Genomic DNA, 12434 nt, shown 5'->3' on the forward strand with positions numbered 1-12434 from the left:
ACGACACGCGGAAACACCACCACCACCGCACCCGACTTTCCGCGATCGCCCGCACACCACGACGCCCTCTCTGCCGGTGCGCCCAGCGCGCCGGCGCAGCCCGCAGGGCTGCAGCGCGTGCGGCGCCCCAGCGCCGCACGCGCACCCACCGCAGGCCACCGCCTCCACCGCACCCGGACAACGGCACCGCCGCACCCCTTGCCCGCACCGCCGAGCGGGCGAGACGGTGCCGTGGTGCGCTTCGCCACGACGATGAGCTGGCAGATCCGCGAGGGCATCGACCAACACCTGGCGATGGCCCTGTACGTGCGCGACGCCGCCGGCCTGCAGCGCTACGTGGTTACCGAGCCGGACGTCGGCGCCCTGGTGCCAGCGGTGTCCGCACCCGCAGGAAGCGGGCACCATCGAACACCCGACGAGACGCACCGCAGGACGCAGAACGAGGCGCACGACGAGGACGAGGTCGGCGCTGACGTCGGCGCTGACGTGGACCTGAGCCAGGCGGTGCGCGAGTGGCCGATCTGGTGGGCCCGCGCCCTGCACCAGGTACCGCCCACGCAGCCCCCCACGACACCCGAGGAGCTACGAGAAGCAGCACCACCTGCACCACCGGACTGGCACGGACTGCAAGACCTGCCCGCGATGCGCACCCTCGCCGAGCGGCACCACCACGACATCCGGCACTGGCTGCGCGAGATCAAGCACAACGAGATCGAACGCTGCCGCGGCCGGCGCGGCAGCAGCGACCCGCTGCACCTGACCCGCTTCGTCAACGCCTACGCACCACGCCTGCGCCGGCGGGTGCGCCCCTTCACCCTGCACCTGCGCCTGCTGCCGCTGCAGCAGCCGGCCGGGTGGGTCCTGAACGAGCAGCAGGTCCTGCTCAGCACCGCCCTGCGCGAAGACGCCGACGCCCTGGAGCGCCTGCTGGAGCCGGTCGTCTCCGCCCTGGCGTGAGCGGGCATCGAGCGCGCACCGAGCTGCCGTTACCGGCCGCGCAGGCCGCGCAAGGCGCGCAAGGCGCGCAAGGCGCGCAAGGCGCGCAGCCAAGCCACCCCCAGGCAAGGCGACCACAGCACCGCACCGAGCCGATCGGCGCAGCCACCCCAGCCCTGCCCGCGCGCAGCCCCAGCCCTGCTCGCACCACCCGTTGCTGGCCCGGCCAGGGCCTCCAGGCCGTGGCTACGCTGGCGCACATGAGCCTGAGCGCTGCGCGTCCAGGAGTCCCGGTGGACGCCTGGACCTCCGCGACAGCCGGCGTGGGCGAACGCACCGAAGTCGTCGACGGGGAGCTCGTGGTCAAGAAGGTCGGCGGCAACCCCCACCACCGCATCGCCGCTCGCCTGGCGCTGGAGTTCGAAGACCAGTGGCCGAACACCTACGCCGCCGCCCCCGGCAACTGGGCCATTCACCTGGCCCCCGACGGCACCGTCGTGACCGGGCGCATCCCCGATGTCCTGGTCAACGGCCCCGCCCTGAACGCGGACTCGGTGTGCACCGAGCTGCCCCGCGCGGCGGTGGAGGTGTGGTCACCGGGCAACACGCTGGCGGAGATGAACGAGAAGCGCTCCGAGTACCTCAAGGCCCACCTGCCGGTGCTGCTCGAGGCCTACCTGACCGCCGAGCAGCAGGTGCACCTGGAGTGGCTGGTCAACAACGGCGAGACCTGGCTGAGCGCCGGCACCGCCGTGGGCCGCACGCCCCTGAGCATCGCCGCCGACGACCGGCACCCCGCCTTCACCGTCGTGCCCAACGACCTGCTCGGCCGCGGCCGCTCCTGACCCACCACCAGCACCGCCAGCAGGACCCCCGCCGCGCCTCGCACCCCCACGCACCTGGCACCAGTGCCCGCCCGGGCACGGCCGGGCCCGGCTACGGTCGAAGACGTGAGCGATCCCGTGGGCAGCAGCGTGGACAGCGTCTTTGGCAGTCCGCTCAGCGATGAGCGCTTCGAGGCCATCTGGAACCGCGCCTGCCAGCCGGAGCTGTCCACCGCGCCCGGCTACGACGGCGACGCCGCCTTGCACCTGGTGCGCACCTTCCACGGCATGGTCAGGAACGCCGGCCTGCTCGGCACCCTGGACGCCTACGAGGACGAGCTGAACTACCCCCTGCCCTGGGTGCTGCAGGCCTACCGCGCCTTGGGCCTGCCCATCACCGCCGCCGCCATCGAGCAGGCTTACCGCGAGCATCAGGAGCTCACCGCCGCCCCCGAGAGCGCCGACACCGAAGCGCGCTGGGACGAGGCCGAAGCCCGCATCGACGCCACCTACGGCCTCGACGACGCAGCCCTCAGCCGCGCCGCACGAGCGGCCATCGCCGCCGCACCGCACACCTTCGCCCCGCTGCACTGAGCTACCGGCGTGCTGAGCGCCCGCTGCCGACGCAGAGGACGCTCAGCACGCCACCGCAAGACGGTGCGATCGCACACGGCCCGGACGCCGCTTCACCGGCCTGGCACCTACCTGCAGCGGCACCGCTCGAGTACGTCCGCGCGCGGACGGCGCCATGAGCGCGAGGTCGGCACCTGTCGGCGCGCCGCGCGGGCAGGTGCCGCTACCGGCCCGGCACGGTCAGCAGGCAGACTCGGTCCCGGTCGACGCCGGCTCACCACCCGGTCCCGCACTGGCCTCGCCCGCGAGGTCGTGAACCGCTGGAGCGCCATGAGTGCCACCCTCCCTCCGGACCCACCTCGAGCAGGCTCCCCGCTCGCACTCGCGCTGCCCTTCCACGGCACCTGGCTGGCCCGCAACAGCCCAGCCCGCCGCGTGCCCAGCCACGGCACCGATCTGCTGGGCACGCGGTACGCCATCGACTTCATCGCCGTCGACGAGCACCGCCGGACTTCCCCGCAGCACAGTTGGCGCACGGTCCTGGGTACCGAACCTGCCGACATCTTCGTCGGCTTCGACCGGCCCGTCCTGGCTCCCGTCTCAGGAGTCGTCGCCGCCGTCCACGACGGCGAACCCGACCACGTGGCTCGTCGGTCCCAGCTCACGCTGCTGCCCTACGTGCTGAGGCAACGGGAGCGACTGCGGCAGGGCGTCGGCGCCATCGCCGGCAACCACGTCTGCATCGAAGTCGCCGGCACGACGGCGTACGTCGGTCTCGTGCACCTGCGACGGGGCACTATCGAGGTGCAGGTGGGTCAGCACGTCACCGAAGGGCAGCTGATCGCCCGGTGCGGCAACTCCGGCAACTCCACGCAGCCGCACGTCCACGTGCAAGCCATGGACAGCATGGACCTGCGGATCGCCAAGGGGGTTCCCGTCGTCTTCCGCGACTTCCGGGAGTGGCCCGCTGGTCGCCGCGGTTCCATCCGGAGCCGGATCCGGGGTCCGATCCGGCGCACACTCGCTGTCCCTGGCGAAGAGTCCGTCGTTGAAGCTGTCTTCGAGGTCGCTGCGAGCGGTTGAGCCACTCCTGCGGGGAGTGGCCTCCGATCACCCACATATCAAGCATGAGCGAGCATTCGGCGTAGCGCGGCCGTCCACGTGAAGGAGCTGGGGTGGCTGGGTAGCCGCGTGGTCGGCACAGGGGCACGCCAGTACGAGGAACAGGTGAGCTTCAGGAGAGCTCGCCTGTCTGTGGCCAGGAGGAGGCGGATGGCGGACGGGGGCGGGAGCAGTGGTCACGAGCAGGGCAGAGCAGAACTACCTGAGTAGGCTTCCCAGTCGGCCTACGCGAATATTTTCCCTTCTTGTCGGCGTGTCCCACCCGAATGATCGCGATCTTGCTGGCACGGTGTGCGCCATGCCGACAGCCAGCAGCGTGCGCATGGACGCGCAGACGTGGACCGAGACGTGGTCCCCGCGCCGGCCGCTGGCCACCGATGACCTGACGAGGGGCTGCTGGCGCCAGAGCCGCGACGACGCCCTGGCGCGGCGCTACCTGGAGCACTCCCCCAAGGCGCTGCTGTCGATGCTGGTCATCGACGTCGACCACGACGACACCGTCCTGCGGGCCCTGACCAAGCCCATGACCCACCCGATGCCCTCCTGGATCGCGGAGTCGCCCACCGGGCGCGGGCACGTCGGCTGGGTGCTGAAGACGCCGGTGGTGCGCACCGACGCCGCCCGCCTGGAGCCGATGCGCTACGCGGCCAAGGTCGAAGAGGGCCTTCGCCGCTCCCTGGACGGCGACGTCGGCTACGCCGGGCTGCTGACGAAGAACCCGGTGCACGAGGACTGGGTGACCACCTGGGGCACCGGGCACCTGTACGACCTGGGTGAGCTGGCCAAGGGCCTGGGCGAGCTGATGCCGCGCACCCTGCCTCGGCGAGCCGTGGACAGCTCCGGGCTGGGTCGCAACGTCACCCTCTTCAACCGGCTGCGGTTGTGGGCCTACCGCGCTAGGCGCCGCTACGACGACCGCTGCGAGTGGGAGGAGGTCGTCGACGCCTTCGCGCTGAACGTCAACCACGAGTTCGCCGTGCCGCTGCCGGTGCCGGAGGTCGCCCAGACCGCGCAGTCCGTTGCACGATGGGTCTGGCGCCGTTCCTTCGACGAGGCCGGCTTCCGCGCGGTGCAGGCCCAGCGCGGCAGCAGCGGGGGTAAGAAGGGTGGACGGGCCAATACGCCGGCGCAGCAAGAAGCTCGTCGGCGCACGGTCCGCAAGGCTCAGGATGCACGGCGGAAGGTGACGGCGGCACAGATGGCGGAGGACCTGCTGTGAGCGCTCAGCAGCCGGGGCGCCGAAAGATGACGGCTCGCGAGGCTGCGGAGAAGTACGGCGTCTCTACGCGCACGGTGCGCCGACTGGTGGCCGAGCCGCGCCAGGACTTCCTGGACCGCGCCTCTGCCCGACGGTCCCAGGCGGTGCAGCTGCGCCTGGACGGTGCCAGCTACGCGGAGATCGCCGAGGCGATGGCCTGCTCCACTGGCACCGTAGGCCGGCTGCTGCACGACGCCCGCCGTTACGGCGAGATGCCCGAGCTAGCGGCTGACGGGGACCAACGCGAGGAGCAGCAGGCCGCCGCCTGAGGGCGCCCCTCGCGCTTGTACTCGACCTTCCCTCTCGTCGGCGCGCCTACTCACATGCATGCATGCTGGCATGTAGACATGTCGGCATGTTGACTGTGGCCTTCACTAACCAGAAGGGCGGGGTGGGTAAGACCTCCACCGTCGTGGGCATCGCCGCTGCCTTGCAGCGGCAGGGACGACGGGTGCTGTGCGTGGACCTGGACCCCCAGGCCGATCTGACGCAGTGGTTGGGCCTGGACCCGCTGGCCGACGTGCGCAACGTCAACGACGTCATCTACGCCGACACCCGCGGCATCGCCTCCGAGGCGATCCAGCCCTCCGCCTGGGGTGAGGGCATCGACGTCATCGGCTCCACCCTGGACCTGGCCGAGCGCGAGACGGACCTGAGCCCCGGCAGCGAGTTCCGCCTGGCCAAGGCCCTGGACGGTCTGAGTGGATACGACGCAGTCTTGATCGACTGCCCGCCCAGCATCGGCCGGCTGGTCGTGCTCGGCTTCGTCGCCGCCACCCACGTCGTGGTGGTCACCGAACCGTCAGCAGCCAGTCTGCGCGGGGTGGAGAACGTCTTGCGCACCCGTGACGTGGTCGCCGAGCACTACAACCGGCGCCTGCAGTTGGCCGGCATCGTGATCAACCACCAGAGCCGCACGAACGAGTCGGCGCTGCGCGTGGCCGAGGTCGCCGAGGCGTACGGCGCCGACGTGTGGGAGCCGTATGTGCCCGCTCGCGCGGTGGTCGCCGCCGCGATGGGTGCGGCCGCCTCTGTCGCTGACTACGGCGCCGACGCCAAGGCGGTCACCGAGGTCTACGACGCCTTGGCTCAGCGGGTGCTGGACCTGCGCGTGCTGGAGGTGCAGGCCTGATGCCCAAGCCCGCTCCCAAGGGGGCCTTGCGCAAGGCGCCCAGCGGCCCGCACCCGATCGCCCCGCCCACCGTGCGTCCGGCCGAGCCAGCCGAGCCTGAAGCGGTCGCTACCGACGAGACCACCGCTGCGGCACCTTCTCCTGTGCCGGCGGTCGGGACGGAGCAGGCACCAGCTGGCGAGCAGCTCAACGTGGACCGGGCCAGCACCGAGCTGGCCAGCACAGAGACCAGCAGTGCTGTGCGGGCCGCATCGCTGCCGATGTTCAGCGTGCGCATGGACCCGACCCTGCGCCGGCAGGCCAAACGGTGGGCCGCCGAGCATGAGATTTCGCTGCAGGCCCTGACCGCTGCCGCACTGCATGAGTACATGGAGCGCCACAGCAGCTGACATGTCAGCAAGCTGGCATGAATACATGACTACATGTAAACATGCAGGTCAGGGCGGTTCTCCTCCATCTACGGCGTTTACTTCGCCACCCGCGATGCCCGCTGTAACGCTGGCCTGGCGGCAGCGATGTGATCACTGAGTCCGGGGGGCTCGCACCGCAGTCCGGGGGGACCTGTGGTGGCGAGACGGGCTCAGTGAGGGATACGCGGTGTCGCGTCTGGTGGCCTGGGGGATGGGTCACCAGACGCCGCACCGGACCCCGTCTCCCCGCTGCCGTGTCATACCGGCGGTCATGCCGGTACCGGCGCGGTGCTCACCACCAGCAGGTGCCGTGCACGACGTGGTGCGCGCAGCGCCCGGTGCGCGCGTCGGCAAGGAGGCGTTCGACGTCCATGCCTCCGCTGGTCCCTTCGGCTCGCCAGCCGCGGCGTCCGCCCTGCACGGCCCCGCGTGGGGTGTCCACGTGCGCGAACGCCCCGGTGATCACATCCCAGACGGCGTCGTCGAGCTCGTTGAGCAGCACCTCGGAGCCGTCGTCACAGGCATCGCACCCGCACACCGGCACGCTGGTCAGCAGCACCGCCGGCTGCCCGGCACCCAGGTCCAGGAGGTTGTCGTCGTAGCCGTCGAAGCCGCGCACGCTGATCAGCAGCGGTACCGCGCCGGCGCGGTGCGGGCGCAGCCAGTGCACGCGGGTGGGGCGGGTGTCGTGGGGCAGGCCCTTGCGCCAGGCCGATCCGGCCTCGGTGGGCTCGATCGGCTCCAGGGCGGCCAGGCCCAACCCGGTCAGGGCCTGGATCCAGGCCTCGGCGCGGGCGGGAAGGATGCGGTACTTGCCCGGCTGCAGGCAGCGGGAGTACTCCTGCGGGTCGATCTCACGCTCGAGGTCTGCGTGCGGATCCGGCCAAGGCGGTGTGCCCGCGCCGGTGCGCGTGAAGGCGTCTTCGAGTGCTGTGCGGATGCGCTGCTCGTCCACCCCCACCCATCACCTCACTCATGCAGCCCGCCCCTCACCTAACCCGACACCTAGCCCGATACCTGGCCCATCACCTGGCCCGGCACCCTGCTCAGCCCGCCCACCTCCTCGACGGTAGGCCCGCGGCCGGTGCCCGGCGGGGGCGTGCGACGACCAGGCCGACCAGGCCGACGAGGGGCAGGGGAGGAGGACCGCAGCAGCGGGCGGTGCGGACCGCACGGGCCCGGGCACGGCGAAACCCCGGAGGCCGGGGGCCACATCCGGGGTTGTGCCGAGGATTGTCCCAAAATCTCGGCTGAATGTCAAGCAGCGCTACGTATGGGCACCCCTTGCTCAGCGACCTCCTGAGGGCCGGCTGGCGCCTGCAGCAGGCACCTCGAAAGCGAGACGGTGGCGAGGCAGGAGGAGCTGACCGACCCCCCTGCCCGGCCGGCGCCCGACCTGCGGGCAGCTGGGGATCCGGCTGCCCCTGCTGGACAGGGTGGATCGCCTCGGTGTCCTGCAGCTCGTGCTGGCGCAGGACACCGCCATGGACACCGACACGGGCACCGCCATGGGCACCGCCATGGGCACCGCCATGGACACCGAGGTCTTCGCCGGGCGTTGCGAGGTGTTCGTCCACCTGACCCTGATAGGGAGGGCTCACCCGGTCGCGGCCGAAGCTGCCTACGGGCAGGGCCTGGTGCGCCTTCGCCACCAGCAGCGCAGGACTCAGCTGGTGACTCAGCTGAGTCCTGCGCTGCTGGTGCGGCGGTCCAGGCGCCGCACCTGCCACAACGCCACGACGGCGTTGACCAGCCCCACCAGCAGCAGCGCCAGGGTCGAGACCAGGGTGCCCGAGAAGGCCTCCCAGGCCTGGCTCAGCGCCGCGACGTCGCTGGACAAGCTCCTCCACGCCCGGCTCAGGGCCAGCACGCTGACCATGGCGGCCACCACCGCCGCCAGCACGCTGACCGCCCAGCTGCTGCGGCCGCGCCCCGCGCCGGCCAGCACCACCAGCGCCGCCGCCGCGCTCACCACCCCGATCAGCGCGCCCACCCCAGCAGCGATCGCGGCCACGCGCAGGAGCGCCGATGTGCCCGCGAAGGCCCCGGCGCCGCCAGGAGCGTTGTGCACCCCGCACCACACGGCCAGGACTGCACCGCTCACGGCTCCCAGCACGACCCCGCACCCCAGGCCCCGCACCAACCCCGCACCCACGACCGCGCGCAAGGAACGCGAGGACGTGAAGCGCTCACCGGCCATGCGGGTCAGCATGACCGCGGCGAGGTCGACCTGTCGCCACGAAACGGCGCATCCGTTCACGCCGCTGACATCGAGCGATAAGCCGTCTGAGAAGGGACCGATTCCACAGCAGCGACGGAGCGGGGACCGCCAGAGAGGACGCGGTCGATGAAGCGCAGCCCCGGCGGGTGGAGGAGACTTCGTTGAGGTATTTGTGCTGATCAGCTCTGGCCTAAGGTCAGGCGGTGACCTCGATCGACCGTGGTTTGGTGCGGGCCATCGCCGAGGCGGCTGGTGCGCTGCAGGCCGGCGACAGTGTGCAGCACGTGCTGCAGGAGCTGGTCGGCCTCGCTGTGGCCAGGGTGCCCGGCTGTGAGCACGCCGCGGTCTCGATCGCGGGCGAGGGCGCCGTCACCACTGCCGCTGCCAGCGACGAGGTGGCCCGCTCGCTGGAGCGCATACAGCACGAGGTCGGGCAAGGACCGTTCCTGGCTACCCAGCTGGACGCCACCCAGGACGCCGCACCTGACGCCGCACGGGATGCCGCACCTGATGCCGCACGGGATGCCGCACCTGATGCCGCACCTGATGCCGCAGAGGATGTGGAGCTCTTCGTCACCGGTGAGCTGGCCGGTGACGAGCGCTGGCCGGACTTCAGCAAGCGCGTCACCGAGATCGGGGTGCGCAGCGTGCTGTCCTTCCGGCTGTCCTTCCGCCTGTCCCCGACCCCGGGCACGCTGGGGGTGTTGAGCCTGTACTCGCGCCTGCCGCACGCGTTCAGCCCCGACAGCCAGATCGTGGGGAGCGTCTTGGCCGCCCACGCCGCTTTGGCGCTGAGGACCGCGCCCGAGCACGGCAGGGCTCTCCTGCGGCAGGACGCACCGCACCTTCGTCGCAGCCGAACCCAGCAGCAGGACCGTGACCAAGCCCCTGAACGGGCCCCTGAGCAGGCCCGTGAGCAGGCCCCTGAGCAGGCCCGTGAGCAGGCCCCTGAGCAGGCCCCTGAGCAGGCCCCTGAGCAGGCCCGTGAGCAGGCCCGTGAGCACGTTGACCAAGGTGAGCTCGCTCTAGCTCTGCAACGCAGCATGATCACTGACTTGCCTCAACCGGATCACTTGCAGTTGGCAGCGGTGTACCGGCCCGCAGCCGAAGGGCATGAGGTCGGCGGTGACTTCTACGACGCCTTCACCGACGGTGAGGGTGCGACGTGCCTGGTCATCGGCGACGTCGTCGGTCACGACATGCACGCCGCAGCGGTCATGGGCGCGGTCCGCAACGTCTTGCGCGGCATCGCCTACGACCGGGCCGGATCACCTGCGCAGGTCCTGGCGCGCCTGGACGCCGCGGTGCACGGGCTGGGCATGCAGGCCATGACGACGCTGGTGCTGGCGCGCGTGGAGCAGACCCAGGCCGAGCGTGCCGCTGGTCTGCGCCGGCTGCGCTGGTCCAACGCCGGTCACCCCCCGCCGCTGCTGGTGCACCCCGACGGGCGTGCGCAGCTGCTGCGGACCACACCTGATGTCCTCATCGGCGTCGCCGCCGGGCTGGCGCGCAGCGACCACGAGGTCCTCCTGCAGCCCGGTGCGACGCTGCTGCTGTTCACCGACGGCCTGATCGAGCGGCGCGGGGAGCACCTGACCCACAGCCTGGACCACCTGGCCACCACGGTGCAGGAGATCGCCCGCACCGGCGCCTCGTTGCAGGCACTGCTGGACGAGCTGCAGCGCCGCTACCTCGACGACGCCCTCGCTGTCGAGGACGACACCGCGATCCTGGGGATCCGCATGCACCCCGAAGACCGACCCCGACCCCCGGAAGCTGGCCCCGCCAGCTGAAGCCGACCCTGCCAGGCCAGCACTGACTAGCACTGCAGCGCCAGGCTGAACTTGCCACCACCGCATGCCACCACCGCATGCCACCACCGCATGCCACCACCGCATGCCACCACCGCCCGGCGCTTGGCACCCCCGCCCACCGCTGCCCGCTCAGGTCTGCGGTACCCGCGCCACCGACAATGGCGGTGATCTTGAACGGTTGCTGTGGTGCCCCCGACCGGGCGCTCGAGCCGCCCGCGTGCAAGGCTCCGTGAGTGGGCGAGGGCAGCGAGATGAGCGAGGTGCACCTGTTGAAGGTGCCGTTGGCGTTGCGCGAGGCGCTCAACGAGCACGCCCAGGAGCTGCTTCGGGAACTGGCGCTGGTGCAGATCGGAGCCGGACACGACGGCGCGCCCGCGTTGCCGCAACGGTTGCTGCAGGTCGCTGAGGAGCTGGAGAGCAGCTACGCACCCTTCCAGCAGCAGCCGGTGGCGGCCCTGGACGCCGCCGCACGCGCCGGGCAGGACTTCGCCGACGTCACCTACACCCTGCCCGCGCAGGCGGCTGCCTTCGCCCAGCGCGTCTTGGACGTGCTGGAGGAGGCCGACGACTTCTGCCGTGAGCAGCAGCTGCTCACCCTGCCCGCCTCAGCGCAGCTGGTGGCCTACCGCCGGTGGCTGTTCGGGCAGTTCATCCGCCAGCTCTCCGGTGCGCCACCGCAGCCCTGGACTGGCATCGACACCCCTGCTCACGCGGGAGAGCAAGCCAGCAAGCAAACGGTAGGGGTGCTCGAGGCGTGACGTCGGGGGGTACGCGCGAGGGCAGCAGGGTGGGTCAGCCGCTGCTGCTGGATCCGCTGGCCAGCACCGTGGCCGCAGCACGTAGCTACGTGCGCCAGATGCTGCGCCAGGTGGGCGCTGAAGAGCTGGAGGAGTCCGCGGAGCTGGGCGTCTCGGAGTTGGTGACCAATGCCCTGCTGCACGCGCGCACCGCCTTCAGCGTCCACGTGTGCGTGATGGCCCCGGGGCGGGTGCGCATCGGCGTGAGCGATACCTCCGCCGCCCCCCTGCGGCTGCGGCGCATGGGCCAAGAAGTCACCACCGGCCGGGGCCTGCGCCTGCTGGAGTCGATCTCCAACGACTGGGGCGTGGACCCGCTACCCCCGCAGCAGGGCAGTGGCAAGACGGTGTGGTTCGAACCGAAAGAGGTGATGACCAGCGCCGGCTTCGTAGCCGACGACTGGGCCGAGCAGGTGCAAGGACTGCTGTAGCCCCTTTGACGCACGGGTCGGCTGGCACAGCAGTGTCGTCGTCGTCCCACACGTCTCGGAGGTGACCAGTTCTGAGACGGCGACCGCGCCTACAACACGGCGTGCGCGGATGTAGTGAGTCGCTCACCGAGGTCGGCAACGACACCGGCAGCCGGGTGAACCACGCTGGTTGAACACGCAAGAACGCTCGGCAGTGCCACACGCTGGGCGCGTGAGCGAGCGGGAAGCCGTGGGTGCCTGGTGGCAGAGCCTCGGCGAGGACGACCGCCAGCGACTGCTCGCGATGTCTGCGCAGGCCTACCTGCCCTCCGACTTCGCCGTGCCCTTGCAGCTGGCAGGAGTGACGGTCATCGCCGTGGGCACCCGCAAGGTCGGTGAGCACTACGAGGGCCTGTACGAGCAGCCGCACGTGCTGCGGGACCTGCTCGATGAGCTGCTACGCCAGCAGCGCGACTGATCGAGCAGGGCCAGGTCACAGCCCGGTGACCTGGCCTCTGCGCTGACGTGCAGCTGCACGGGTGCAGCTGCTTCAGCCACTCACAGCGGCGGGTGCAGGGCACGGGCCACTTCCCCCGCTTCGGCCGCACCGGCCCGAGCTCACCGGCCTAGTTGGCCGGTGGCGGCCAGTTCCGCGGCGGTTCCAGACGGCTGTTGCACACGCGGGAGATCGACATGACCGCGGAGTCGACTGCTCGGCTGGTCCACCGGTGGAGCAGTCGCCCATCTCAGAAGTGACCGTTCTTGAGACGGCCGATCGCGCCCGCCTGCGGCATGACCGCTCACGGGGCCGGAGGGGGTTTCGACCGCTCGAGGACGGGGCGGTACGTGACCGGTCGATCCCGCGTCGTCCTCACCGACCGGCGACCGGGGCCTTGGCCTCCTGCGGTTTCGACGGGTCGGCGGGTCGGTGCCGCAC

14 protein-coding genes are annotated in these 12434 nt (G+C 71.2%); 12 read left to right on the plus strand and 2 right to left on the minus strand.

What is annotated here, in order from left to right:
* Nucleotides 1–234: 234 nt before the first annotated feature.
* From V9U69_RS18810 to V9U69_RS18845, 8 genes are all read left to right on the plus strand, one after another.
* Nucleotides 235–957, plus strand: coding sequence for a hypothetical protein (locus V9U69_RS18810; protein WP_337063411.1), 723 nt, complete (start codon nt 235–237; stop codon nt 955–957).
* 239 nt (nt 958–1196) lie between these two features.
* Nucleotides 1197–1781: a Uma2 family endonuclease gene (locus V9U69_RS18815; RefSeq protein ID WP_337063412.1), complete on the plus strand. Its 585-nt coding sequence runs from the start codon at nt 1197–1199 to the stop codon at nt 1779–1781.
* A 105-nt stretch (nt 1782–1886) separates the two neighbouring features.
* Nucleotides 1887–2354 (plus strand): DMP19 family protein, encoded by a 468-nt coding sequence (locus V9U69_RS18820; protein ID WP_337063414.1) that lies wholly within the window; start codon nt 1887–1889, stop codon nt 2352–2354.
* A 309-nt stretch (nt 2355–2663) separates the two neighbouring features.
* Nucleotides 2664–3416, plus strand: coding sequence for a M23 family metallopeptidase (locus tag V9U69_RS18825; RefSeq protein ID WP_442907833.1), 753 nt, complete (start codon nt 2664–2666; stop codon nt 3414–3416).
* 337 nt (nt 3417–3753) lie between these two features.
* Nucleotides 3754–4674, plus strand: a complete 921-nt coding sequence (locus V9U69_RS18830; protein ID WP_337063416.1) for a replication initiation protein — start codon at nt 3754–3756, stop codon at nt 4672–4674.
* A complete protein-coding gene (locus V9U69_RS18835; RefSeq protein ID WP_337063418.1) occupies nt 4671–4982 on the plus strand; it encodes a helix-turn-helix domain-containing protein in 312 nt (103 codons plus the stop codon). Before V9U69_RS18830 ends, V9U69_RS18835 begins: the two co-directional genes overlap by 4 nt.
* 86 nt (nt 4983–5068) lie before the next feature.
* Nucleotides 5069–5845, plus strand: a complete 777-nt coding sequence (locus tag V9U69_RS18840; protein WP_337063419.1) for a ParA family protein — start codon at nt 5069–5071, stop codon at nt 5843–5845.
* The gene (locus tag V9U69_RS18845; protein ID WP_337063421.1) at nt 5845–6234 is read left to right on the plus strand and encodes a hypothetical protein; all 390 of its coding nucleotides are present in this window, start codon (nt 5845–5847) and stop codon (nt 6232–6234) included. Before V9U69_RS18840 ends, V9U69_RS18845 begins: the two co-directional genes overlap by 1 nt.
* 313 nt (nt 6235–6547) lie before the next feature.
* Here the strand turns inward: V9U69_RS18845 and V9U69_RS18850 are convergent, their stop codons facing one another.
* On the minus strand, nt 6548–7210 hold the full coding sequence (locus V9U69_RS18850; RefSeq protein WP_337063423.1) for a DUF6226 family protein: 663 nt from the start codon (nt 7208–7210) through the stop codon (nt 6548–6550).
* Between the two features lie 723 nt (nt 7211–7933).
* Complete coding sequence (locus V9U69_RS18855) at nt 7934–8359, minus strand: hypothetical protein (protein ID WP_337063424.1); 426 nt, start codon at nt 8357–8359, stop codon at nt 7934–7936.
* Between the two features lie 320 nt (nt 8360–8679).
* Here V9U69_RS18855 and V9U69_RS18860 point away from each other — a divergent pair, with 320 nt between their 5' ends.
* From V9U69_RS18860 to V9U69_RS18875, 4 genes are all read left to right on the plus strand, one after another.
* Complete coding sequence (locus V9U69_RS18860; RefSeq protein WP_337063425.1) at nt 8680–10269, plus strand: PP2C family protein-serine/threonine phosphatase; 1590 nt, start codon at nt 8680–8682, stop codon at nt 10267–10269.
* A gap of 254 nt (nt 10270–10523) precedes the next feature.
* Complete coding sequence (locus V9U69_RS18865) at nt 10524–11048, plus strand: hypothetical protein (protein ID WP_337063426.1); 525 nt, start codon at nt 10524–10526, stop codon at nt 11046–11048.
* A 29-nt stretch (nt 11049–11077) separates the two neighbouring features.
* On the plus strand, nt 11078–11518 hold the full coding sequence (locus V9U69_RS18870; RefSeq protein WP_337063428.1) for an ATP-binding protein: 441 nt from the start codon (nt 11078–11080) through the stop codon (nt 11516–11518).
* 211 nt (nt 11519–11729) lie between these two features.
* Complete coding sequence (locus V9U69_RS18875) at nt 11730–11975, plus strand: hypothetical protein (RefSeq protein WP_337063429.1); 246 nt, start codon at nt 11730–11732, stop codon at nt 11973–11975.
* Nucleotides 11976–12434 lie beyond the last annotated feature (459 nt).

This window comes from Kineococcus sp. G2, from assembly GCF_037154035.1.
Lineage (GTDB): Bacteria > Actinomycetota > Actinomycetes > Actinomycetales > Kineococcaceae > Kineococcus.

Coding starts and splice junctions, on each gene's coding strand:
- V9U69_RS18815 (WP_337063412.1), top strand. CDS start 1,197: ATGAGCCTGAGCGCTGCGCGTCCAGGAGTCCCGGTGGACGCCTGGACC.
- V9U69_RS18825 (WP_442907833.1), top strand. CDS start 2,664: ATGAGTGCCACCCTCCCTCCGGACCCACCTCGAGCAGGCTCCCCGCTC.
- V9U69_RS18830 (WP_337063416.1), top strand. CDS start 3,754: ATGCCGACAGCCAGCAGCGTGCGCATGGACGCGCAGACGTGGACCGAG.
- V9U69_RS18840 (WP_337063419.1), top strand. CDS start 5,069: ATGTTGACTGTGGCCTTCACTAACCAGAAGGGCGGGGTGGGTAAGACC.
- V9U69_RS18845 (WP_337063421.1), top strand. CDS start 5,845: ATGCCCAAGCCCGCTCCCAAGGGGGCCTTGCGCAAGGCGCCCAGCGGC.